We start from the raw sequence: 24,038 nt of genomic DNA on the forward strand, positions 1-24,038 counted from the left end.
GCCCCCTCCCTGGCGCGGGATTCCGGATCGCATTCCGGAGCGTCGCCCGGAGAGATCCGGAGTCCCGCCCGGGAGGGATTCGGTCTGTCGCGAGCGGGCCGGGGCGGGCCGGATTCGCGGGACGGAAAAGCCGTGCCGAGCGGATCGTCGCGGGGGAGGCGGGCGCCCTGCCGCGCACCGGGCCCGAGCCGGCCGCGCCCGTCGGCGCGGCCGGGCGGTCAGGCGGGCTGCGGGGCGGCCGCTCCCTCGAAGAGGACGAAGGCCGGGTCGACCTGGGCCGCCAGGTCGACCCCGGTCTTGGCGTTGCCCCAGCTCTCCGCGTTCTTCAGGTGGAAGTGCACCATCTGGCGGGTGTAGCGCTCCCAGTCGCGCCGCCCGTAGGACGCGTCGGCGGTGTCGTGCAGCGTCTCCAGCGCGCGGCGGTTGGCCTGCTCCAGGTAGGCGAAGCGGGCCGGGCGGCCCTTCTCCAGGGCGCGCACCCACTCGGAGTGCCCGAGGCTCACCAGCAGGTCGTCGCCGACCTCGTCGCGCAGGAACGCCAGATCGTCGGGGCCCTGCACCTTGTTGCCCACGACCTTGAGGGGCACGCCGAAATCCCGGGCGTACTCCTTGTACTGCCGGTAGACGCCCACGCCCTTACGGGTCGGCTCGGCGACCAGGAAGGTCATGTCGAAGCGGGTGAACATCCCGGAGGCGAAGGAGTCGGATCCGGCCGTCATGTCGACGACGACGTACTCCTCGCGCCCGTCGACCAGGTGGTTCAGGCACAGTTCGACGGCGCCGACCTTGGAGTGGTAGCAGGCCACGCCCAGATCGGAGGCGGTGAACGGGCCGGTCGCCATCAGGCGGACGGCGGTGTCGTCGAGCGCGACCGTCCGGGCGCAGGCGTCGTAGACGGGGTTGTCCTCGTCGATCCGCAGCAGCCGTGAGCCCTCGCCGGGCGGAGTGGTCTTGATCATGGACTCGGCGGACGGGATCCGGGGGTTGCTGCCGCGCAAGTAGTCCTTGATCAGGGGGAGATGAGCGCCCATCGCGGGCAGGGCGGCCGCCGCCGCCTCGTCGAGCCCGAGCGCGGCACCCAGGTGCTGGTTGATGTCGGCGTCCACCGCGACGACAGGGATCCGGGCCGCGGCGAGGTGCCGGATGAACAGGGAGGACAGGGTGGTCTTGCCGCTGCCGCCCTTGCCTACGAAAGCGATCTTCATGTTCACCAAGCGTAATCTCGCTATAGCTCTGGGTGAGAGGTTTGGGTGAGGAAGACCACTCCTTCGAGGGGTTCGGCCTTGCGGTGCGTAGGGTCGTACGTATGGCTGGAAACTCCCGGGGGACGTCCCCCGCACCCCCGAAGGCGAGCGCCGATCCGCTCGTGGCCCTGGCGTCGCTGCCGGGCGTCGCCGACTCGGTGGACGCCGTACGCAAGGGCGTCGACCGGGTCTACGGCCACCGGATCATGCGGCGCCGCAGCAATGAGGTCACGTCGGAGGCGGCGCTGCGCGGAGCGCGCGGTTCCGCGGCGCTCTCCGGCGCCGACTGGGCGCTCGAGGAGGTCAGGCGCCGCACGGACTTCGGTGTCGAGGGCGAGGCGCGGACGGTCGGCGCGGCGCTGCGGCTGACCGCCGAGGCCGGACAGCTGCTGAGTGTGTGGCGGCAGTCGCCGCTGCGGGTGCTGGCGCGGCTCCATCTGGTCGCGGCCGGCAAGGAGTCGCCGGATGAGACCGTCGGGCGGCCCCGCTTGGCCGGTGAACCGGTGGACGAACCGCTCATCGAGCTCCCGCTGCCGGACGCCGACGAGGTCGCCGGCCGGCTGGACGGCCTCTCGCGGCTGCTGCTGGCCGGGAGTGAGGCGCCGGCCCTGGTGACCGCCGCGGTGGTGCACGGCGAGCTGCTCGCGCTGCGGCCGTTCGCCTCGCACAACGGGCTGGTCGCCCGGGCGGCGGAACGCATCGTGCTGATCGGCAGCGGACTGGACCCGAAGTCGATCTGCCCTGCCGAGGTCGGGCACGCCGAAGCCGGGCGCGCGGCCTACGTGGCGGCCCTGGAGGGCTACGTCTCGGGTACCCCTGAGGGCGTCGCGGCGTGGATCGCCCACTGCGGGCGCGCGGTGGAACTCGGCGTCCGGGAGAGCACCGCGGTCTGTGAAGCGCTGCAGCGCGGGGCGGCATAAGAACGGTGTGAGCAGCACCGGGGCGACGGCTCGGCCGGCGCCCCGCAAATTCGGAAGCGTTGCTTCATTCGCCTGAACAGGGTTGCGGCGGTACCAATGGGTGGTACCGCCGCTGGCATGTCTGCCGGGTTACCAGTGCGTGCTCGAATATGTGCCCATCAGGTCGGAATCTTCGTCCGGTTACCTGGTGCGGCTGGCCCGTAATCGACGGGTCGGCGTCGCGTGGGTGCCTGACATTCATGCATCGGTCCGTGGGCCACTTGCTGCGTTAAAGGTGTTCCTCTCGGATGTCCTTGGTCTCGCGGGCCGTTAAGTCCTTTGTACTACTCGTACCGGTGAAGTGGAACCCCGGACCGCAGATCTTTACGTTTGGCTTCAAACGCGGGCATTACGGACGGCCTCGGTGAGGCCGTCGAAATCGCCGAGGCGCAGCTTTGTGGATTTTCGCCGGCTCGCGTACCAGACGAGCGTCGCGGTGGCCATGGCCGCGCCCGCGGCGGCCAGCACGGCGAGCACCGGACGCGAGGGCATCGACAGCGCGGGCAGCCGCTGCTTGAGCGGTACCGGTCGGTTGAAGGTGAGAACCGGCCAGCCGCGCGCGACCGCCTCGCGGCGCAGCGCCCGGTCCGGATTGACCGCGAAGGGGTGGCCGACCGCCGACAGCATCGGGACGTCGGTCGCCGAGTCGCTGTACGCATAGCAGCGCTCCAGGTCGTAGCCCTCGGACGCGGCGAGTTCCCGGACGGCCTCCGCCTTGGTCGGGCCGTAGGCGTAATACTCCACCTCGCCCGTGAAGCGGCCGTCCTCTCCGACGACCATACGGGTGGCCACGACCCGGTCGGCGCCCAGGAGTTCACCGATCGGTTCGACGACTTCGGCGCCGGAGGTCGAGACGATGACGACGTCCCGCCCGGCCGCGTGATGTTCTTCGATGAGGGAGGCGGCCTCGTCGTAAATGATCGGGTCGATCAGATCGTGCAGCGTCTCGGCGACGATCTCGCGGACCTGCGCCACATCCCAGCCTCGGCACAGCGAGGAGAGATATTCGCGCATCCGCTCCATCTGATCGTGGTCGGCGCCGCCCGCGAGGAACACGAACTGGGCGTACGCAGTGCGCAGTACGGCCCGCCGATTGATCAGTCCGCCTTGGTAGAACGACTTGCTGAAGGTCAGCGTGCTCGACTTTGCAATGACGGTCTTGTCCAAGTCGAAGAACGCAGCAGTACGGGGGGTCGAGTGAGGCACGGAGTGGTTTTCCACGGGGCGAGCATAGGCGCCCACCATTCGGCGTAAGGTGTGGCGCGTGGGTTTGCTTGAGAAGGCTCTCGGGTACACCATGGAAGTCACGGATCGTTCGCGACCGTGCTAACCCGGTCCGGCTCCTCCCCCCCCGAGCCGGCCGTGGGGACGACCCCCGCTCTCCCCCCCGGCGGGGGTCGTCGCATGTCCGGACGCATGTCGCGCCTCTAGGCGCCGCTCCGCCTCCCCTTCCGCCCGTACAGGGCCCGTCGGCCGCGCGTCGACCTTTCGTCACTCACCGTAGTCGCAGCGCTGCGCTGCGAAAGCCCCCTCACGCGGCCCTCATACGTCCCTTGGGCGTCCCTCTCGTGTCCCGGGAGTAGTCCTTCGTCGCTGGAATAGGTGACGGGGATATTCACAGCCGCGGAGTTGTCCACAGATTTGCTTCAAGATCCACTCGGATTTCCCGATCGCTGCATCGTAAAAGTCCGCGAGTTCGCGGATGTGCGAGTGACGTAGCGACAGGGGGACGGAACGTGGCTGGAACCACGCCATCGGAACGACCGGGCGGAACGGTTGCCGAGCGGGGCGGGCCGCTCATCATCACTGAGGACGAACGGCTCCTCGACGACCTGCTGCGGCTGTGCGCGGCGGCCGGTGCGCTGCCCGAAGTGGCGCACGGCCTGCCGGGCCGCAAGGGGGCCTGGGAAGCGGCGCCGCTGGTGATCGTCGGCGATGACTGCGCGCGCCGGCTGTACGGCGCCGGGCGCCGCGACGGCGTCATCCTCGCGGGCCGGGACACCGACGGCCAAGGCACCTGGCGCCGGGCCGTCGCCATCGGGGCGGAGCGCGTACTGGCCCTCCCCGAGGGTGAGCGCTGGCTGGTGGACCGGATCGCCGACGCGGCCGAGGGCGTCGGTCCGCCGGCCCTGACGGTCGGGGTCCTCGGCGGACGCGGCGGCGCCGGAGCGAGCACCCTCGCCGGTGCGTTGGCCGTCACCGCCGCCCGTGCGGGCCGCTCCACCATGCTCGTCGACGGGGATCCGCTGGGCGGCGGGCTGGACGTCCTGCTGGGCGGCGAGAAGGAGAAGGGGCTGCGGTGGCCCGCCTTCGCCGAATCGCGCGGCCGGGTGGCCGGCGGCGCCCTGGCGGAATCGCTGCCCCACCTGCACTCCCTTCGGGTCCTGAGCTGGGACCGGGGCGCCGATGTCACCATTCCGCCCGCGGCCATGCGTGCGGTGATGGCCGCGGCGCGGCGGCGCGGCGGCGTCGTGGTCGTGGACCTGCCACGTCGCGTAGACGAGGCCGCGGCGGAGGCCCTGGCTCAGGTGGACATGGCGCTGCTGCTCGTCCCCACGGAACTGCGCGCGGTCGCGGCGGCCCAACGGGTGGCCAGCGGCGTCCAGCGGCTGCTCGCCGACGTCCGCGTGGTGGCGTGCGGCACCCCCGACCGTCATGGCCACGGCCTCCCGCCGGACGAGGTCGCGCGCCTGATGGATCTGCCCCTGGCCGGGGAACTGCCCTGGGAGGTCGGCCTGTTGGGGGATCTGGCGCGCGGCCTGCCGCCCGGGGCCCGGGCCCGGGGGCCGCTGGCGCGGTTCTGCGCGGCCTTCTGGGCGCGGGTGGTGGCCGACGGGGCCGGTGGGCCCGCCGGGGGAGCGCCGGGGGCGGGGGCCGGGCGCGTCGCGGGGCGGGACGCCGGGCCGGACGGGGGGCCGTCGCCCGGCTCCGGAGTGCCGCCCGCGAAGGACTCCTGGCCGGTCCGTTATGACGCCCCGGAAGGAGGCCGGTCGTGAATCCGGGGCAGGGGCAGGGCTTGCTGGACGTGGTGCGGCGGCGGCTCGCCGAGGCGGGGGCCGAACCCACACCGGCGCGGGTGGCGGTGGCGCTGCGCGCGGAGGGCCGGCTGCTCGGGGACGCCGAAGTGCTGGGCGTGGTGGCCGCGTTGCGGTCCGAGATGGTGGGCAGCGGGCCCCTGGAGCCGCTGCTGGCCGCGCCCGACGTGACCGATGTGCTGGTCACCGCACCGGACGAGGTCTGGGTGGACCGCGGCGCCGGACCGGAGCGCACGGACGTCCGATTCCGGGACGCCGCGGAAGTGCGCAGGCTCGCCCAGCGGCTGGCGGCGGTGGCGGGCCGGCGTCTGGACGACGCCCGCCCGTGGGTGGACGCCCGGCTCCCGGACGGCACCCGGCTGCACGCGGTACTGCCCCCGGTGGCGGTGGGCGGGACCTGCCTGTCCCTGCGGGTGCTGCGACCGCGCGCCTTCGGCTTGGCGGAGCTGGTGGCGGCCGGTACCGTCCCGCCGGGCGGCGACCGGCTGCTGCGGGCGATGCTCGCCGCCCGACTGTCGTTCCTGATCAGCGGGGGCACGGGCTCCGGCAAGACGACGCTGCTGAGCACCCTGCTCGGCCTGGTCGGACCCGCCGAGCGGATCGTCCTGGCCGAGGACTCCGCGGAGTTGCGCCCGGATCACCCCCATGTGGTGCGGCTGGAGACCCGCCCGGCCAATCAGGAGGGCGTCGGACGGGTGACGTTACGGGACCTCGTACGGCAGGCGCTGCGCATGCGCCCGGACCGGCTGGTGGTCGGTGAGGTGCGCGGCGCCGAGGTCACCGACCTGCTGGCCGCGCTCAACACCGGCCACGAGGGCGGCTGCGGAACGGTCCATGCCAACGCCGCCTGCGACGTCCCCGCGCGGCTGGAGGCGCTCGGTTCGACGGCGGGTCTCGACCGGGCGGCACTGCACAGCCAGCTGGCCGCCGCGCTCTCGGTGGTGCTTCATCTCGTACGCGACCGGTCCGGGCGGCGCCGGATCGCCGAACTCCATGTGCTGGAACGGGACCGCGACGGCTTCGTGGTGACCGTACCGGCCGCGGTCTGGGGGCCTTCGGGCTTCCAGGAGGCGCGTGGCGGGGAGCGGCTGTCACAGCTGTGCGAGCGGGGTGCGGACCGATGAACTGGCCAGGGGTGACGCCGGTGACGGCGGTCGCGGTGCTCTGCGCGGGGGCCGCCGCCCACCTGGCCGTCGGCGGGCGCCCTCACGTGCGGCGGCGGGCCCGGGCGCTGTTCGGCCCGGAAGAGGAAGGGGGCGCGGCGGCGCGGTGGCGGGCCCGGCTGCGGGGTGCGGGGGCGACGCGGCGCGCGGATGCGGAGGCAACGTCAGCCGGGGCAGTGGCGTCCGGAACGGGCGAGGAGCGGCGGTGGCGGGTCGGCCGCCGGGGGGTGCTCGGGCCGGAGGTCTGGTGTCTGCCCGCGGGGCTGGCGCTGGGCGCGCTGGGTGGGTCCGTACTGCCGGTGCTGGCCTCGCCGGTTGGCCTGTTCCTCGTCCGCCGGTGGCTGGCCACCCGCGATGCCGAGCGGGCACGGGACCGGCGGGCCGCGGAGGTGATCACCCTCTGCGCGACGGTGGCGGGAGAGCTGCGGGCCGGGCGGCAGCCGGTCCAGGCCCTGGCCGCCGTGCGGCTGCCGGGGCTCGGGGCGGCGGGTTCGGCGGTGGTGGCCGCCGCCCGCTACGGAGGCGACGTGCCCCAGGCGCTGCGTGCCGCGGCCCGGCTGCCGGGCGGGGAGGGCCTGACCGGCATGGCGGCCTGCTGGCAGGTGGCGGTGGAGGGTGGTGCCGCCCTGGCCTCCGGACTGGAACGGATCGCGGCCGGTCTCCGCGCCCAGCGGGACCAACGTGACGAGCTACGCGCCCAGTTGGCGGGCCCCCGGGCCACCGCGCTGATGCTCGCCCTGCTCCCGGCGGGCGGGCTCCTGATGGGCAGCGCGCTGGGCGCCGACCCCCTGAGAGTGCTGCTGCACACCCCGGCGGGCTGGGGCTGTCTCGTGGCGGGCGGGCTCCTGGAGTGGGGCGGCGTGGTCTGGACGGCCCGCATCGTCGCGGCGGCGGAGGGCGCCCGCAAGGCGGAAGAAACAGGGGCAAACAGGAAGGGGGAGTCGTGGAGGCAGAAGTTGTCCACAGGCTGGGGATGACTGGTGCGGCCGTGATGACGGTGCTGTGCGCCCTGGCGCTGGCGCGGGAAGCGCGCCTTGAGCGGGCCGTGCGGAGGCGGGTGCCGGCGGTGTGGGGCGGCGGACCTGCCCCGCGCGACGGGAGGGACGGACCCACGGCCGGGCCCACGGTGGCCGCCGGCCGCCGCCGTCAGGGGCGGCGCGGTGCAAGGCGGGAAGACGGGATACGGGCAGGTGAACGAGCGGCCGGCGGTCCGGAGGACGGTGGTAGGGCAGGAGCATGGCTCGGGGCCCTGGGGGCGGCGATGTGCGTGGCCATCCTCGTCGGCGGGGTGCCCGGTGTGCTGGCAGGACTCGCCGTGGGTTTCGGAACACATCGCTGGCTGATGCGCCAAAGAGGCACGCAGGCAGCGCGGTTGGCCGACATGGAGGTGCGTACGGCGCTGGCCCCGGCCGGCGATCTGCTCGCCGCCTGCCTCGCGGCGGGCGCCGGTCCACGGGAGTCCGCCGAAGCGGTGGGCCGCTCGCTCGACGGGCCCGTGGCCGAGCGGCTGCGCCAGGTGGCGGCAGAACTGCGACTGGGCGGCGAACCGGCCGTCGTATGGCGGCGGCTGGCCGCGCTCCCCGGAGCGGAAGGGCTGGCGCGCTGCATGGAGCGCGCCGGGATATCCGGGGTCCCGGCTGTCGAATCGGCGTCCCGGATCGCGTCCGACCTCCGGGCGGAGCAGGCCAGAGCGGCCACCGCCCGGGCCCGCCGGGCCGGGGTGCTGGTCACCCTCCCGCTGGCGGCGTGCTTCCTGCCGGCGTTCCTGACGCTCGGGGTGGCACCGGTGCTGATCGGCCTGGCAACGGGCCTGTTGGGACACACCTGATCACCGCCACCGCACCGCAAACGGGCATCGAGACCGACATCGACATCGACACCGGCACCGGTACCAAGTCGGACACCTTCACGAACGCCTTCACGAACACCTTCACGAAGACGTTCACGGACACCTTCACGAACACCGGGATCCAACTGCTCGGTGGCACACGCAAGTTCAGCGACCGGCGCGGAGCCGGAGGAAACGGGGGAACGCAATGCATGCCATGTACGCGAGGACGCGGCGCTGGTGGACCGGGCTGCGGACGGCAGCGGCCGACGACAAGGGAATGACCACGGCGGAGTACGCCATGGGGACGCTCGCCGCGTGTGCCCTGGCAGTGGTGCTCTATCGGATCGTGACGAGCCAGGCCGTGAAGTCGATGCTGCAGTCGGTGCTCGAGCGGGCGCTCCATGCCCCGTTCTGACGGCAGGGGCGGGGCGCCGCCTCCGGTCCGTGGCGCCCCGCGGGCCGCGCGCGACGGCGGCTTCGTGACCGCGGAGACCGCCGTGGTCATGCCGGTGCTGGTGGCGCTCGTGGGGGCGCTCATCTGGGGGCTGATGGCGGTGTGTGCCCGCATCGAATGTGTGGACGCCGCGCGGGCCGGGGCGCGGGCGGCGGCACGGTCGGAACCGCAGCCGGCGGTGCTCGCGGCGGTCCGGGGCGCCGCCCCACGGGGCGCGCGGATCGCGCTGGCGCGGGAGGGCGACCTGGTGCGCGTACGCGTCGAGGCGGATCTGCCGGGGATAGGGCAGTTGGCGATCAAGATCGGAGGGGAGGCGGTGGCTCGTGCGGAGGAATCGGAAGCGCGATGAGGGCTCGGCGACGGTCTGGACCGTCTTCGCGGCGGCGGCGCTCTGTGCCGTCTTCCTGGCGCTGCTCGGCGTGGGCCAGGCCGTCACCGTACGGCACCGGGCGGGCGGTGCCGCCGACCTCGCGGCCCTCGCCGCGGCGGACCAGGCCCTCCAGGGCCAGGCCGGGGCCTGTGCGGTGGCCGGCCGGGTGGCCACCGCACAGCGTGCGCGTCTGGTGCGCTGCTCGGTGACAGGGGAGGTCGCGGACGTGTCGGTCGAGGCGGGCCGCTCGCCCTTCCTCGCAAGGGTCCGGGCACGCGCGGGACCGCCCGAGGCGCAACCGCCCCACCGGGCACGCCCGCCGCACGCCCTAAGCCCCGTCCACCCCGTCCGTCCCCTGCGCCGGGCCGGAGCCGTCCGCCCCCTTCACCCCGTCGGCACCTTCCGCCCCGTTGATCTGGTCGGAGCCGTCCGCCTCGTCCGCCCCGGCCGCTTCGGCGGATCCCTTCGCCTGCTCCGTCGCGCCGGCCGGGGCCCCGCGCAGGAGCTCCGCCAGCAGGCGGATGGCGCCCCGCTTGTGGAGCGGATCGTTGCCGTTGCCGCACTTGGGGGACTGGATGCAGGACGGGCAGCCCGCTTCGCACTCGCAGGAGGCGATGGCCTGGCGGGTGGCGGTGAGCCATTCGGCGGCGGTGTGGAAGGCGCGTTCGGCGAAGCCGGCGCCCCCGGGGTGGCCGTCGTAGACGAAGACGGTCGGCAGCAGGGTGTCCGGGTGGAGCGGGACGGAGACGCCGCCGATGTCCCAGCGGTCACAGGTGGCGAAGAGCGGCAGCATGCCGATGGAGGCGTGTTCCGCGGCGTGCAGGGCGCCCCCGAGCTGCCGGGGGCCGACGCGGGCGGCGTCCAGCTGGTCCTCGGTCACGGTCCACCAGACGGCGCGGGTGCGCAGCGTGCGGGGCGGCAGGTCGAGTTTGGTCTCGCCCAGGACCTCACCGGTGATCAGTTTGCGGCGCAGGAAGGAGACGACCTGGTTGGTGACCTCCACGGAACCGAAGCAGAGCCGGGCGTCACCCCAGGGGACCTCGGTGTCCGTTTCGAGGATGGAGATGGCGGTGGTGTCCCGGGCGGTCGTGGAATACGGCGGATTGGCCTCCTCGACCAGGGCGACGTCGTCGTCCAGGTCGAAGTGCCGGACGACGTACGTGCGGCCCTGGTGGAGGTGGACCGCGCCGTCGTGCACGGTGGTGTGCGCGGCCCCGGCGTCCACGGTGCCGAGCAGCCGCCCGGTGCCGGCCTCCACGACCTGCACCGGCGAGCCGCCCTGGCCCCGGATGTCGGTGAGGTCGGCGGCCCGCTCGCGGCGCGTCCAGTGCCAGCCGGTGGCGCGCCGGCGCAGCAGTGCGGCGGCCTCCAGCTGCGGCATCAGTTCCGCCGTCGCGGGCCCGAAGAGCGGAAAGTCGGCCTCGGTGAGGGGGAGTTCGGCGGCGGCGGCGCAGAGGTGCGGCGCGAGCACGTAGGGGTTGTCGGGGTCCAGGACGGTGGACTCGACGGGCTGGTCGAAGAGCGCCTCGGGATGGTGGACGAGATACGTGTCCAGGGGGTCGTCGCGGGCCACCAGCACGGCCAGCGCGCCCTGCCCGGCGCGGCCGGCCCGCCCGGCCTGCTGCCACAGGGACGCGCGGGTGCCCGGATAGCCGGCGATCACCACGGCGTCGAGGCCGGACACGTCCACGCCCAGTTCGAGCGCGGTGGTGGCCGCCAGGCCGAGAAGATCACCCTTGTGCAGGGCCCGCTCCAGGGCACGGCGTTCCTCGGGCAGATAGCCGCCCCGGTACGCCGCGACGCGCCCGGGAAGCGAGCGGTCGACGTCGGCCAGGCGTTCCTGCGCGATCAGCGCGATCAGCTCGGCACCGCGCCGCGAGCGCACGAAGGCGACGGTGCGGACGCCCTGGACGGTGAGATCGGTGAGCAGGTCGGCGGCTTCCGCGGTGGCGGTGCGGCGGACCGGCGCGCCCTGCTCGCCGTGGAGCTCGGTCAGCGGAGGCTCCCACAGCGCGAAGACCAACTCGCCGCGCGGCGAGGTGTCCTCGGTGATCTCCACCACGGGCACGCCGGTCAGCCGGGTCGCGGCCCGGGCGGGTTCGGCCGCCGTGGCGGAGGCGAGCAGGAAGACGGGCTCGGAGCCGTAGCGCGCGCAGACGCGGCGCAACCGGCGCACGACCTGGGCGACGTGCGAGCCGAATACCCCGCGGTAGGTGTGGCACTCGTCGATGACGACATAGCGCAGCGCCCGCAGGAAGGAGGACCAGCGGGGGTGCGACGGCAGGATGCCGCGGTGCAGCATGTCGGGGTTGGTCAGGACGTAGTTGGCGTACTGGCGGACCCACTCGCGCTCCTCGACGGGGGTGTCACCGTCGTAGGCCGCGGGCCGGACGGCCGTGCCCAGCGGGGCGGCCAGCTCGCCCACGGCACGCCGCTGGTCGGCCGCCAGCGCCTTCGTGGGGGCCAGGTACAGGGCCGTGGCCCCCCGGCCGTTCGGCGCCTCGGAGCCGTCCAGGAGCGTGGACAGGACCGGTGCGAGGTACGCCAGCGACTTGCCCGAGGCGGTGCCGGTGGCCACGACGACCGACTCGCCGCGCAATGCGTGTTCGGATGTCCGTGCCTGGTGGGCCCACGGGCGCTCGATTCCGGCCGAACGGATGGCGTCGATCACTTCCGGCCGGATCCGTTCCGGCCAGTCGGCATGGCTGCCGATGCGCGGGGGCAAGTGCTCCGTATGAGTGATGCGCGCAGCGCGGGTCGCGCCTCGGGCGAGACGTTCGAGAATCATGCCTGGGGTAGGACGCGCGCCCGCATCCGGAGGGAGTCGATTGGAGGCCATCGGCACCGAGTGTGTCACCGGAGTGACGGACAATGCTTAAAGGGCGTCGTGCACGCCTGCTGGTAAGTGATTGAATGCCATCGCGGCTGCCAGATCCGCCCCTACCTTCGGTGGGGAGGCCCCAGGGGGGCGACCGCTCGATAGCAAGGTGCTGGAGGATCCGTGGACCTGTCCCTGTCGACCCGGACCGTTGGCGACCGTACGGTCGTCGAGGTCGGTGGCGAGATTGATGTATACACCGCGCCCAAGCTGCGCGAGCAGCTGGTCGAGCTTGTGAACGACGGAAGCTACCACCTCGTGGTGGACATGGAACGTGTCGACTTCCTGGACTCCACTGGGCTCGGCGTGCTGGTCGGCGGGCTCAAGCGGGTGCGTGCCCATGAGGGCTCGCTGCGCCTGGTCTGCAACCAGGAGCGCATTCTCAAGATCTTCCGTATCACCGGTCTGACCAAGGTGTTCCCGATTCACACCTCGGTCGAGGAAGCCGTCGCAGCCACTGACTGACGGCTTACCGGTCCCCCGCGCCGGCCTGGCGCGGGGGGAGGAAGCAGTGTGGGGGGTACCGGACGAGGTGTCCGGCCCCCTGCGTCGCACGCCCGCATAACGAGGGGGATGGCATGGCCACCGTCGAACTTCGCTTCAGCGCCCTTCCCGAGCATGTCCGCACCGCGCGACTGGTCGCGGCTGCCGTGGCACGGCGCGCGGGGGTGGACGAGGCCGTGCTGGACGAGGTGCGGCTGGCCGTGGGTGAGGCATGCAGCCGGGCCGTGGGACTGCACGAGAGCCATGACATCGCGGCGCCGGTGCGGGTGCTGCTGATCGAGGACGAGAAGAAGTTCTCGATCGAGGTGGGCGACGGCGTGCCCGGCCCCGGTGGAGCCGGTGCGCAGGGCGCCGCCCAGGCCGAGGGAGTCGCGGAGAGCGACGGTGAGGGCGAGGACGAGATGGGCCTCGCGGTCATCAGCGGGCTGGTCGATGACGTCGAGGTGACCGCCGGCAAGGAGGGCGGCATGATCCGCATGACCTGGCCGACGACGACGGCGGCAGTTCTCCCCTGACGGGCGACCGTGACCGCACTTCCTGCGTGGCCCCCTGAGGCCCCCTGAGTTTCCCGAAGCGCTTGCGAAGCGCTTCTGAGGCGTTCCTGAAGCGTTCCTGAGGCGTGTCCGCGCCGCCGGGGGACGCTCCCCCTTCGCGTAGGCACCGAGCCCTCGTAGGTGTCGAGGCCGGCCTCCGCCCGTGGTCGGCGTACGTACGACGCTCCTTCGTATGCCGTCCCGCCGCTCCGGAGTGGCAACGGAGCCTCCCGTACCCCCTGAGGACCTCCCTGACCCCTGCCGCCCCCTCAGCGGCCGGCAGGAGGCCACCTCCGCGATACCCGCTGCCCGGCTCGGCCCCCGGCCGCACAACCGGCCGCACCCCCACGCCACATCCCCCCGTGCCACGTCCCCCCGCGCCGCGCCCACCCCGTGCATTGCGATCCGGACTCGATCTGACGTCCTGTCATCGCGCTTCCGCCGGCGGCACGGAGGGGCGGGGGCACCCGTACGGCCGCGGCCGGACGGCTCAATTCTCTCCGGCGTCCCGCCGGCCACAGCGGGAGCCATTTCCTCGGCGGAGTCGTTGAGCAGCGACGATCAGTGGGCGAGGCGAAGACGATCAGTATGACAGCGAGATCATCATCCGGCGGTCAGTGAATTAAGGGCTTTCCTTCGTCCGGGCGAATTCTGCGCGGCGTCAGCCTTTTGATCTTCGCTACTATCGGCGAATTCCCTTTGAGGCGCCCTGTTTTGATCAACGGCGGCTCCCTACAATCCCGTGCACATCTTGCTCAGGACGCCTGAGCGTGCTTCCGCGCGCCCATGTGCCAAACGTCAAGGAGGACGAATGGCGGGGCCTTACACCCCTCAGATGCTTGACACCCCCTCTTTTCTGGCCGGGCCCTCGCTGACGGCGGGCAACCGCGGCATCGTGCTGGTGATCGCCGTGGTCGCCCTGGCAGCGCTGGCTGTCGCGGCGGTGCTGGTCCGCCAGGTGCTCGCGGCCGGCGAGGGAACCGACAGTATGAAGAAGATCGCGGCAGCCGTGCAGGAAGGCGCAAATGCCTACCTGGCGCGGCAGTTGCGGACCCTCGGCGTATTCGCCGTGGTGGTGTTCTTCCTGCTCATGCTGCTGCCCGCGGACAATTGGACGCAACGCGCCGGACGCAGCGGCTTCTTCCTGATCGGTGCCGGATTCTCGGCGGCCACCGGCTATATCGGCATGTGGCTCGCGGTGCGCAGCAATGTGCGCGTCGCGGCAGCCGCCCGGGAAGCGACTCCGGCCGAGGGCGAAAATCGGGAAAAGGATCTTACGGCGGTCTCCCACAAAGCGATGAAGATCGCTTTCCGTACCGGCGGCGTGGTCGGCATGTTCACCGTGGGACTGGGCCTGCTCGGCGCGTCCTGTGTGGTGCTCGTGTACGCCGTCGACGCCCCCAAGGTGCTGGAGGGCTTCGGTCTGGGTGCCGCGCTGATCGCGATGTTCATGAGGGTCGGCGGTGGCATCTTCACCAAGGCCGCGGACGTCGGCGCCGACCTGGTCGGCAAGGTCGAGCAGGGCATCCCCGAGGACGACCCGCGCAACGCCGCGACCATCGCGGACAACGTGGGCGACAACGTCGGTGACTGCGCCGGTATGGCGGCCGACCTCTTCGAGTCCTACGCGGTGACGCTGGTCGCCGCGCTCATCCTGGGCATGGCCGCCTTCGGTGACGCCGGCCTGGCCTTCCCGCTGCTGGTCCCCGCCATCGGCGTGCTCACCGCGATGATCGGCATCTTCGCCGTCGCGCCGCGGCGCCGCGACCGCAGCGGCATGACGGCCATCAACCGCGGCTTCTTCATCTCCGCGGGCATCTCGCTGGTCCTGGTGGCCGCCGCGGTGTTCATCTACCTGCCGTCCAGGTACCAGGACCTGGCCGGTGTCACCGACCCGGACATCCTCGGTCACAGCGGCGACCCGCGGATGCTGGCGCTGGTGGCGGTCGCCATCGGCATCGTGCTCGCCGCGCTGATCCAGCAGCTGACCGGCTACTTCACCGAGACCAGCCGGCGGCCCGTGCGGGACATCGGGAAGACGTCGCTGACCGGGCCCGCCACCGTGGTGCTCGCGGGCATCTCGGTCGGCCTGGAGTCCGCCGTCTACTCGGCGGTCCTGATCGGCCTGGCCGTCTACGGGGCGTACCTGCTGGGCGGTGCCTCCATCATGCTGGCGCTGTTCGCGGTGGCGCTGGCCGGCACCGGTCTGCTGACCACCGTCGGCGTGATCGTGGCGATGGACACCTTCGGGCCGGTCTCCGACAACGCGCAGGGCATCGCCGAGATGTCCGGTGACGTCACCGGTGACGGCGCGCAGGTGCTGACCGACCTGGACGCGGTCGGCAACACCACCAAGGCCATCACCAAGGGCATCGCCATCGCCACCGCCGTGCTCGCGGCGTCCGCGCTCTTCGGCTCGTACCGGGACGCGATCGCCACCGCCGTGCGCAACATCGGCCGGGCGGCCGGCGGGATGGGGCTCAGCCTGGACATCTCGCAGCCCAACAACCTGGTCGGGCTGATCCTCGGCGCCTCGGTCGTCTTCCTGTTCTCCGGGCTGGCGATCAACGCGGTGTCGCGGTCGGCGGGAGCGGTGGTGTTCGAGGTGCGCCGGCAGTTCCGCGAGCACCCCGGGATCATGGACTACACCGAGAAGCCCGAGTACGGCCGGGTCGTCGACATCTGCACCAAGGACGCGCTGCGCGAGCTGGCCACCCCAGGACTGCTGGCGGTGCTCACCCCGATCGCGGTCGGCTTCTCGCTCGGCGTCGGCGCGCTCGGCTCGTTCCTCGCGGGGGCGATCGGTACCGGCACGCTGATGGCGGTCTTCCTCGCCAACTCCGGTGGCGCCTGGGACAACGCCAAGAAGCTCGTCGAGGACGGCCACTACGGCGGCAAGGGCAGCGAGGCGCACGCCGCGACGGTCATCGGTGACACCGTCGGCGACCCGTTCAAGGACACCGCGGGACCGGCGATCAACCCGCTGCTGAAGGTGATGAACCTGGTGGCGCTGCTGATCGCGCCCGCCGTGGTCAAGTTCTCCTACGGCGAGGACAAGAACGTCGGCGTACGGCTCGTGGTGGCGCTGCTGGCGATCGCGGTCATCGTCGGTGCGGTGTACGTCTCCAAGCGGCGCGGAATCGCCGTGGGTGACGAAGACAACTCCGAAGACCCGGAAAACATCGCCAAGTCGGCGAAGACGGCGGTTGCGTCCTAGCGGGCAAGGACCGCCGAAAGGGCTCGCGGAGCGCTCAACTGGGCGGGTGGACGGCGTCTTTCACGGACGCCGGCCGCCCGCCTTCCGCTTGCCCGGAGGCCGTCCCGGCACGCGGCCGGACCTTGGTGCAAATGGCTGCAATGAGGGGCGGACGGGATGCCCGACCCAGGGACCAGGCCCTTTGGACGTGTATGTTCCGGGGCCGAGAGCCATGGAAGGGACCAATCCGGTGAACAAGAAGCTTGTGGCTGCACTGTCCGGCGGTGCCGCACTGGTGCTCGCGCTGACCGGTTGCAGCGAGGACAACAGCAAGAAGCTCAACGACTGGGCGAAGACGTTCTGCGACCCCGCGCAGGCTCAGTTCAAGAAGATCCAGAACGCCAACGCCGCCATGCAGACGGCCGACAGCGGCAACACGGACTCCAAGAAGGTCCAGAAGACCGACTCCGCGGCCTTCCAGCAGATCTCCAACGCCTATGCCGCGCTGGCCAAGAACCTGGACCAGGCCGGCCCGCCCCCCACCGACCAGGGCAAGCAGGCCCAGGCGAACGCCGTCAAGGAGCTCAACTCGCTCTCCAAGGGCTACGCGGACCTCCAGAAGCAGGTCAACGGCCTGGACACCTCGGACAAGCTCAAGTTCGCCGACGGACTGCGCGACCTGTCCAACGGCATCAACAAGCTCAACAAGCAGAGCGAGGCCGCCTTCAAGAACCTGGAGGCCGGTGACGTCGGCGCGGCGATGGCCAAGCAGAAGGGCTGCCAGAACCAGGCCGCGTCCGGTTCCCCGGTGCCCACGCCGTCGAAGAACCCGTAGGCGCACCGATCCGCAGCGCGGAGACACGGCCCGGCGACGCGCCCGAGAGGGGTGTGGCGCCGGGCCGTCGCCGATTGTCAGTGCCAGCACCGACAATGGGGGACGTGAGTACGCACCTCCCCACCGCAGATGCCCAGGACCCCGAGAGCCACGCCCGCACCGCACGGCTGCGCGAGGCGCTGCTGACCGCCGCCTTCACCGCCGACGGGCTGCTGGACCTGCTCGGCGCGCCGGCCTATGCCGCGCTGGCGCGCAGTGAGACCGTCCCCGCGCTGCGGGCGACCCGCGGCGACGGCCCGCTGGAGACGCTGGTGCGGCTGTTCCTGCTGCAGCGTCCGGTGGAGCTGCGGCGCGCGCGGGCGGCCCTGCCGGTCGCGGACTGCCTCGCCGACGGCTGGCTGGTCCAGGACGGCGACGAACTGCGCGCCAGTGTGGACGTACGCCCGTACGGCGGCCCCGAGGGGCAGGACTGGTGGATCGTCTCCGACCTGGGCTGCGCGGTCGGCGGCGCCGGCGGCATCCGGGGCGCCGGGGAGGCGGACCGCTCCGAGCTGGTGCTCGGCGTCGGCGGCGCCTCCACGACCCTCGCCGGGATCACGGTGCGCCGGCCGGTCGGCTCCGCCCTCGACCTCGGTACGGGCTCCGGCATCCAGGCGCTGCATGCGGACCGGCACGCGACGCGGGTCACGGCCACCGATCTCAACCCCCGCGCGCTGCGCTGCACCGCGCTGACGCTGGCGCTCTCCGGGGCGCGGCCGGCGGACCTGCGCGAGGGCTCGCTGTTCGCGCCGGTCGCGGACGAGACGTACGACCTGATCGTGTCCAACCCGCCGTTCGTGATCTCGCCGGGCGCCCGGCTGACCTACCGCGACGGCGGCATGGGCGGCGACGACCTGTGCCGGACCCTCGTCCAGCAGTCCGCCGCGCACCTCAACGACGGCGGGTACTGCCAGCTGCTGGCCAACTGGCAGCACGTGGCGGGGGAGGAGTGGCACGACCGGCTGCGCTCCTGGGTGCCGCGTGGGTGCGACGCCTGGATCGTGCAGCGCGAGGTGCAGGACATCACCCAGTACGCCGAGCTGTGGCTGCGGGACGCCGGCGACCACCGCGCCGGTGACGAGTCGTACGCCGCGCGGTACGACGCCTGGCTCGACGAGTTCGAGGCCCGCAAGACCAAGGCCGTCGGATTCGGCTGGATCACGCTGCGCAAGTCCGGGTCCGACACCTCCTCCATCACGGTCGAGGAATGGCCGCACCCGGTCGAACAGCCGCTGGGGGAGTCGGTCGTGCAGCACTTCGACCGGCAGGACTACCTGCGCTCCACGGACGACGCGGCGCTGCTGGCCGGCCGCTTCCGGCTCGCCGACGAGGTGGTGCAGGAGCAGGTCGGACTGCCCGGGGCGGAGGACCCCGAGCACGTGGTGCTCCGTCAGAACCGCGGAATGCGGCGGGCGACGAAGGTGGACACGGTCGGCGCGGGCTTCGCCGGGGTGTGCGACGGCTCGCTGCCCGCCGGCCGGATCCTCGACGCCATCGCCCAACTCGTCGGTGAGGACCCGGTCCTGCTGCGGGACCGCACCCCGGACTCGATCCGCGCGCTGGTCGAGCAGGGGTTCCTGGAGCCGGTGGCGGACGGCGCCTGACGAGCCGGCGGGAAGAACCGTGCGGATCCGGCCGATCCGTACGGGTCCGCCGGAGGGCCCCCGGGGCCGAACGGGTGATCCGTACGGGACGGGCGGGCGGCGTTCACCCGGTGTTCGCCGGGTGGCCGCCGCGGGCTGTGAGGCTGCCCGCATGGAGAGTGCACCCGAGGTGTTCGCCGGTGCGGCGTTCGCGCTGTTCGGCGCCGGACTGCTGGTGTGGACGGGCGTCTGCGCACGGACCGGCGCGCCGGTCGCCGACGGCGTCAGCCGGCCCGTCGCCACCGTGACGGCGCTGCTGGCCGGAGTGGTGTTCCTCGCCACCGGCGGCTGGCTGCTGGCGGCGCTCTAGGGGCTGGCGTCCCGCGCCCGGGGCCGTTCCGTTCGGATTCCGCCACGTCTGTAACAGGCGGCCGACAGATGGCCGATATGAACCGGTACGCGGAACGTCTTCGGCCTTCTGGCCATGTTCCCCGGTGAAAGGCCGGCAACGGCTCACCACCGTCAGTGAGGAACTCCCATGAACCGCGCACTCCGCTACGCCTCCGTCGGCGTCCTCGCCGTCTCCCTGCTCGCCGGGGGCTCGGCCGCCGCCTTCGCCGCCCCGCAGGACCTCCACTCGCCCTCAAAGGTCGTCGCCGCCGCCCCGGCCGCCGCTTCGCTGACCGCCAAGGCCAGTGCGACCACGGTCAAGGCGTGGGAGCAGTTCCGGATCTCCGGCACCGCCAAGGGCATCAAGGCGGGCACCAAGGTCACCGTCCAGCAGAAGCAGGGCACGAAGTGGGTCTCGCTGCCCGCGCAGACGCCGGTCAACACCAGCGGCACGTACTCGGTGCGGGTCAAGCTCGGCATCAAGGGCGTCAACCAGCTGCGCATGGGCGTGGGCGCCACCGTCTCGCCGGTGGTCACCGTCACCGTCCGCTGAGGCCACCGGGCCGCGCCTACCCCATGAGGTTGCGGGCGGCCATCCACACCGCGGCGATGCCGAACACCACGGCGTTGCCGCGGGCCGTCAGCTGCAGCCGGTAGGCGCGCCCGCGCAACCCCGCGACCAGCCAGCGCAGCACGAAGAACGCCACGGCCGGCACGCCGAGGGTGAGCAGCACGGCGTTGTCGTGGAAAGCCGCCACGACATCGCCGTGCAGCAGGTCGTACGCCATCCGGGTGCCGCCGCACGCCGGGCAGTCCACCCCGGTCATCAGCTTGAACGGGCAGGGGATCAGCACCTGTCCGGGCCGGTGCGGATCGGTGCGCCACAGATAGCCGGCCGCCGCCGCGCCGGCGCCGAGCGCGAGCGACGCCCGGCGGACGGTACGGCGCCGGATCGCCCCCGCGGTGAGCGGTCCGGCGGGCCGCACGGTGCTCACACGCTCAGCGACCGGGCGTAGTTGACCTGGTTGAGCACGTACATGACCTGCTCGCGGGACTGCACCGGGACCATCGTCGAGTGGTGCCGGCCGCCGCTGTTCACGGTGACCTGCACAAAGCCGGTGGTCACCCGCTCCTTCATCAGCAGGAAGAGCAGCCCGAGCAGACAGAAGAGGAAGAAGACGATGGCGAGCACGACCGCGTGCGCCGGGATCTTCTCCTCCGTCCGCGACATGTCCGTCGCCGTCCAGATGGCGCCCTTGAGCGGCATCGGTCCGGCCGGCGTCATGATCGTGTCGCCGCTCACCGCGATGTCGCCGAGCGACAGCGCCATCCCGCCGGTCTGCGGCCCGGCCTGGAAACCGGCGCCGGGCGGGGGAGCGGTCGGCGGCGGGAACCCGGACGGCGGCTGCGAGCCGGCCTGCGGATAGCCGTAGCCGGGGTCGCCGGGGCGGCCGCCCTGCGGATACCCGTACCCGGCGTCGGCGGGTCCACCGGCCGGCGGCGAGGCGTACGGATTCTGGCCGGGCTGGCCCGGCGGCTGCTCCGGTGGCGGGCCGGGGTACTGGTTCGCCATGGGTGGTTCCCCCCGAGGGTGTGCGTGACGACGGCGGTACTCGGCCCGGGCGGAGCCGCGCCGAGGTCATCCTGAGCCCATCCTGCCAGCCCGCTCACGTGCCGTATCAAGGCGATGACGGGATCCGGCGCCACCTTGTGACAGTCGCGCGGGCCACGGTGGCCGGGAAAGCGGAAGCGGTTCGTCACTCTGTGAGATCAGCGGAGGTGCGCGGGCGGGGGCGCGCCGGGGCCGGCGGACGGCGGCACCGGAAACCGTCGGGGACACGCCAAGATCGACGGGAGCCGCCGTGGGGCCCGTGGTGGGCGGCCGATGCGGTCCGGGCGGCATGAAGGCATGTAGTCGGGTTACCGTTCGAGTGGCGTTGCGGGGTTTTTCCGTTTGACACGGGGGCGGGAGGTACCGTCACACTCCGCAGCGTCAAGCGTCACCGCAGTGGTCCCCGGCGTCCGGCCGGGGAGCATTTTCCGCGCCGACCGGAGAGAAGAGCGAAGTTGTCCCCGACCAGCGAAGCCACAGAGGGCGGCGGCCGCCGACTCGTCATCGTCGAGTCGCCTGCCAAGGCGAAGACGATCAAGGGCTACCTCGGCCCTGGCTATGTGGTCGAGGCCAGCGTGGGGCACATCCGCGACCTGCCCAACGGGGCGGCCGAGGTCCCGGCGAAGTACAAGGGCGAGCCCTGGGCCCGCCTCGGCGTGAATGTCGACGCCGACTTCCAGCCGATCTATGTGGTCAACAGTGACAAGAAGGATCAGGTCAGGAAGCTCAAGGAGCTGCTGGCCGAATCCGACGAGCTCTACCTCGCCACCGATGAGGACCGCGAGGGCGAGGCCATCGCCTGGCACCTCCAGGAGATCCTCAAGCCCAAGGTCCCGGTCCACCGGATGGTCTTCCACGAGATCACCAAGGACGCCATCCGCGAGGCCGTCGCCAATCCGCGTGATCTGAACCAGAAGCTGGTCGACGCCCAGGAGACCCGCCGGATCCTCGACCGCCTCTACGGGTACGAGGTCTCACCGGTCCTGTGGAAGAAGGTCATGCCGCGGCTGTCGGCCGGCCGGGTGCAGTCCGTCGCGACCCGCCTCGTCGTCGAGCGGGAGCGCGAGCGCATCGCGTTCCGCTCCGCCGAGTACTGGGACCTGACCGGCACCTTCGCCACCGGGCGCGCCGGAGACGCCAGCGACCCGTCCACGCTGACCGCCCGGCTCAACGCCGTCGACGGCCGCCGTGTCGCGCAGGGCCGCGACTTCGGCCCCAACGGGCAGCTCAAGAACGACGCGCTCCACCTGGACGAGGCGAACGCCCGCGCGCTCGCCGCCGCCCTGGAGAACACCGACTTCGCGGTCCGCTCGGTCGAGTCCAAGCCGTACCGCCGCTCGCCGTACGCCCCGTTCCGTACGACCACCCTCCAGCAGGAGGCCAGCCGCAAGCTCGGCTTCGGCGCCAAGGCGACCATGCAGGTGGCCCAGAAGCTGTACGAGAACGGCTACATCACCTATATGCGTACGGACTCCACCACGCTCTCGGACACCGCGGTCGCCGCGGCCCGGGCGCAGGTGACGCAGCTGTACGGGGCGAGCTACCTGCCGGACAAGCCGCGCACGTACGCCGGCAAGGTCAAGAACGCCCAGGAGGCGCACGAGGCGATCCGCCCCTCCGGGGACCGCTTCCGCACCCCGGCCGAGACCGGGCTGACCGGCGACCAGTTCAAGCTGTACGAGCTGATCTGGAAGCGGACCGTCGCCTCCCAGATGAAGGACGCGACCGGTAACTCCGTCACGGTCAAGATCGGTGGCCGGGCCGCCGACGGCCGGGACGCCGAGTTCAGCGCGTCCGGCAAGACCATCACCTTCCACGGCTTCCTCAAGGCATACGTGGAGGGCGCCGACGACCCGAACGCCGAGCTGGACGACCGCGAGCGCCGGCTGCCGCAGGTCTCCGAGGGCGACGCGCTCGCCGTGCGGGAGATCACCGCCGACGGCCACGCCACCAAGCCGCCCGCCCGCTACACCGAGGCCACGCTGGTCAAGGAGCTGGAGGAGCGCGAGATCGGCCGCCCGTCGACGTACGCGTCGATCATCGGCACGATCCTCGACCGCGGCTACGTCTTCAAGAAGGGCACCGCGCTCGTCCCGTCCTTCCTGTCCTTCGCCGTGGTCAACCTCCTGGAGAAGCACTTCGGCCGGCTGGTCGACTACGACTTCACCGCCAGGATGGAGGACGACCTCGACCGCATCGCCCGTGGTGAGGCGCAGGCCGTGCCGTGGCTGCGGCGCTTCTACTTCGGTGAGGGCGAGGACGCGAGTTCGGTGGGCGCCGCCTCCGACGCCGGCAACGGCGACGGCGACCACCTCGGCGGGCTCAAGGAGCTGGTCGAGGACCTGGGCGCGATCGACGCCCGGGAGATCTCGTCCTTCCCCGTCGGCAACGACATCAAGCTGCGGGTCGGCCGCTACGGCCCGTACGTCGAGCGCGGCGAGAAGGGCGAGGAGGGCCACCAGCGGGCCGACGTGCCCGACGACCTCGCGCCCGACGAGCTGAGCGTGGAGTACGCGGAGGAGCTGCTCGCCAAGCCGAGCGGAGACTTCGCGCTGGGCACCGACCCGGTCAGCGGTCACGAGATCGTCGCCAAGGACGGCCGCTACGGCCCGTACGTCACCGAGATCCTGCCCGAGGGCACCCCGAAGACCGGCAAGAACGCGGTCAAGCCGCGCACCGCCTCGCTCTTCAAGTCGATGTCCCTGGACACGGTGACCCTGGAGGACGCGCTCAAGCTGATGTCGCTGCCGCGCGTCGTCGGCAAGGACCCCGAGGGCGTGGAGATCACCGCGCAGAACGGCCGCTACGGCCCGTACCTCAAGAAGGGCACCGACTCGCGCTCCCTGGAGAGCGAGGAGCAGCTGTTCACGATCACCCTGGACGAGTCGCTGGCGATCTACGCGCAGCCCAAGCAGCGCGGCCGGGCCGCGGCCAAGCCGCCGCTGAAGGAGCTGGGCACCGACCCGGTCAGCGGCAAGCCGGTCGTGGTCAAGGACGGCCGCTTCGGCGCGTACGTCACCGACGGCGAGACCAACGCGACGCTGCGGCGGGACGACGACGTCGAGACGATCACCCCGGAGCGCGGCTACGAGCTGCTGGCGGAGAAGCGCGCCAAGGGGCCGGCGAAGAAGACCGCCAAGAAGGCGCCCGCGAAGAAGGCACCGGCGAAGAAGACGGCCGCGAAGAAGACCACGGCCAAGAAGACCGCGGCGAAGAAGACGACCACGGCGAAGAAGACGACCGCCAAGAAGGCCACCGCCAAGACCGCGGCGGCCAAGAAGACGGCGGCGTCGGCCGAGGACTGACGGCCGCGCACCCCGGTGGTGCGCAGGACAAGGGCGGGCAAGACGGACACGTTCCGTCGAGCCCGCCCGTTAGTTCGGGCGGGCGCCCGACGGTGTGGGGCGTCCGG

General features: G+C 72.2%; 20 protein-coding genes and 1 pseudogene. 16 read left to right on the forward strand and 5 right to left on the reverse strand.

Features of this window, described 5'->3' with window-relative positions; genetic code table 11:
- Window positions 1-218: 218 nt before the first annotated feature.
- Window positions 219-1,205: an ATP-binding protein gene (locus OO62_RS20200; protein ID WP_033268901.1), complete on the reverse strand. Its 987-nt coding sequence runs from the start codon at window positions 1,203-1,205 to the stop codon at window positions 219-221.
- Window positions 1,206-1,306: 101 nt separating this feature from the next.
- Between OO62_RS20200 and OO62_RS20205 the strand changes: the two genes are divergently transcribed.
- Window positions 1,307-2,164, forward strand: a complete 858-nt coding sequence (locus tag OO62_RS20205; RefSeq protein WP_051733457.1) for a Fic family protein — start codon at window positions 1,307-1,309, stop codon at window positions 2,162-2,164.
- A gap of 375 nt (window positions 2,165-2,539) precedes the next feature.
- Here OO62_RS20205 and OO62_RS20210 read toward each other — a convergent pair whose 3' ends face one another.
- Window positions 2,540-3,448, reverse strand: coding sequence for an HAD family hydrolase (locus tag OO62_RS20210; protein ID WP_033268903.1), 909 nt, complete (start codon window positions 3,446-3,448; stop codon window positions 2,540-2,542).
- Between the two features lie 491 nt (window positions 3,449-3,939).
- Between OO62_RS20210 and ssd the strand changes: the two genes are divergently transcribed.
- From ssd to OO62_RS38180, 7 genes and pseudogenes are all read left to right on the forward strand, one after another.
- A complete protein-coding gene (ssd, locus tag OO62_RS20215) occupies window positions 3,940-5,199 on the forward strand; it encodes a septum site-determining protein Ssd (RefSeq protein ID WP_078617278.1) in 1,260 nt (419 codons plus the stop codon).
- On the forward strand, window positions 5,196-6,362 hold the full coding sequence (locus tag OO62_RS20220) for a TadA family conjugal transfer-associated ATPase (protein ID WP_033268904.1): 1,167 nt from the start codon (window positions 5,196-5,198) through the stop codon (window positions 6,360-6,362). The genes ssd and OO62_RS20220 overlap by 4 nt, the downstream gene beginning before the upstream one ends.
- Window positions 6,359-7,378 carry a type II secretion system F family protein gene (locus OO62_RS20225; protein WP_051733467.1) on the forward strand — a complete coding sequence of 340 codons (1,020 nt, stop codon included), beginning with the start codon at window positions 6,359-6,361 and terminating at the stop codon, window positions 7,376-7,378. Before OO62_RS20220 ends, OO62_RS20225 begins: the two co-directional genes overlap by 4 nt.
- A gap of 284 nt (window positions 7,379-7,662) precedes the next feature.
- Window positions 7,663-8,229 carry a type II secretion system F family protein gene (locus OO62_RS40000; RefSeq protein ID WP_033268905.1) on the forward strand — a complete coding sequence of 189 codons (567 nt, stop codon included), beginning with the start codon at window positions 7,663-7,665 and terminating at the stop codon, window positions 8,227-8,229.
- 217 nt (window positions 8,230-8,446) lie between these two features.
- Window positions 8,447-8,647, forward strand: coding sequence for a DUF4244 domain-containing protein (locus tag OO62_RS20235; protein ID WP_051733468.1), 201 nt, complete (start codon window positions 8,447-8,449; stop codon window positions 8,645-8,647).
- Entirely contained in the window at window positions 8,634-9,035 is a 402-nt protein-coding gene (locus tag OO62_RS20240; protein WP_077193110.1) for a TadE family type IV pilus minor pilin, read from the forward strand. Before OO62_RS20235 ends, OO62_RS20240 begins: the two co-directional genes overlap by 14 nt.
- Window positions 9,010-9,282: pseudogene (locus OO62_RS38180) on the forward strand (Rv3654c family TadE-like protein); the annotation flags it as partial. The gene OO62_RS20240 and the pseudogene OO62_RS38180, both read left to right, overlap by 26 nt.
- A 102-nt stretch (window positions 9,283-9,384) precedes the next feature.
- Here the strand turns inward: OO62_RS38180 and OO62_RS20245 are convergent.
- The gene (locus OO62_RS20245; protein ID WP_228332501.1) at window positions 9,385-11,895 is read right to left on the reverse strand and encodes a DEAD/DEAH box helicase; all 2,511 of its coding nucleotides are present in this window, start codon (window positions 11,893-11,895) and stop codon (window positions 9,385-9,387) included.
- Window positions 11,896-12,057: 162 nt separating this feature from the next.
- Between OO62_RS20245 and bldG the strand changes: the two genes are divergently transcribed.
- The 7 genes from bldG (at window position 12,058) to OO62_RS20280 (ending at window position 19,567) form a co-directional block, all read left to right on the forward strand.
- Entirely contained in the window at window positions 12,058-12,399 is a 342-nt protein-coding gene (gene bldG / locus OO62_RS20250) for an anti-sigma factor antagonist BldG (protein ID WP_030412609.1), read from the forward strand.
- A 113-nt stretch (window positions 12,400-12,512) separates the two neighbouring features.
- The gene (locus OO62_RS20255) at window positions 12,513-12,953 is read left to right on the forward strand and encodes an ATP-binding protein (RefSeq protein ID WP_033268907.1); all 441 of its coding nucleotides are present in this window, start codon (window positions 12,513-12,515) and stop codon (window positions 12,951-12,953) included.
- Between the two features lie 829 nt (window positions 12,954-13,782).
- Complete coding sequence (locus OO62_RS20260; RefSeq protein WP_033268908.1) at window positions 13,783-16,188, forward strand: sodium-translocating pyrophosphatase; 2,406 nt, start codon at window positions 13,783-13,785, stop codon at window positions 16,186-16,188.
- Window positions 16,189-16,417: 229 nt separating this feature from the next.
- Window positions 16,418-17,002, forward strand: a complete 585-nt coding sequence (locus tag OO62_RS20265) for a hypothetical protein (protein WP_033268909.1) — start codon at window positions 16,418-16,420, stop codon at window positions 17,000-17,002.
- 95 nt (window positions 17,003-17,097) lie between these two features.
- Complete coding sequence (locus tag OO62_RS20270) at window positions 17,098-18,645, forward strand: DUF7059 domain-containing protein (RefSeq protein ID WP_381565511.1); 1,548 nt, start codon at window positions 17,098-17,100, stop codon at window positions 18,643-18,645.
- Window positions 18,646-18,796: 151 nt separating this feature from the next.
- A complete protein-coding gene (locus OO62_RS20275; protein ID WP_033268911.1) occupies window positions 18,797-18,994 on the forward strand; it encodes a hypothetical protein in 198 nt (65 codons plus the stop codon).
- Window positions 18,995-19,162: 168 nt separating this feature from the next.
- Window positions 19,163-19,567: a hypothetical protein gene (locus OO62_RS20280; protein ID WP_033268912.1), complete on the forward strand. Its 405-nt coding sequence runs from the start codon at window positions 19,163-19,165 to the stop codon at window positions 19,565-19,567.
- Between the two features lie 16 nt (window positions 19,568-19,583).
- Here the strand turns inward: OO62_RS20280 and OO62_RS40770 are convergent, their stop codons facing one another.
- Together OO62_RS40770 and OO62_RS40775 are read right to left on the reverse strand one after the other, a co-directional pair.
- Window positions 19,584-20,009, reverse strand: coding sequence for a DUF2752 domain-containing protein (locus OO62_RS40770; protein WP_051733458.1), 426 nt, complete (start codon window positions 20,007-20,009; stop codon window positions 19,584-19,586).
- Window positions 20,006-20,587, reverse strand: a complete 582-nt coding sequence (locus OO62_RS40775) for a hypothetical protein (RefSeq protein ID WP_033268913.1) — start codon at window positions 20,585-20,587, stop codon at window positions 20,006-20,008. The genes OO62_RS40770 and OO62_RS40775 overlap by 4 nt, the downstream gene beginning before the upstream one ends.
- Window positions 20,588-21,081: 494 nt before the next feature.
- On the opposite strand from OO62_RS40775, the gene topA reads away from it, so the two are divergent.
- On the forward strand, window positions 21,082-23,931 hold the full coding sequence (topA, locus tag OO62_RS20295) for a type I DNA topoisomerase (protein WP_033268914.1): 2,850 nt from the start codon (window positions 21,082-21,084) through the stop codon (window positions 23,929-23,931).
- Window positions 23,932-24,038 lie beyond the last annotated feature (107 nt).

The sequence above is a fragment of the Streptomyces lydicus genome (genome assembly GCF_000717345.1).
In the GTDB taxonomy this organism is placed as follows: Bacteria; Actinomycetota; Actinomycetes; order Streptomycetales; family Streptomycetaceae; genus Streptomyces; species Streptomyces lydicus.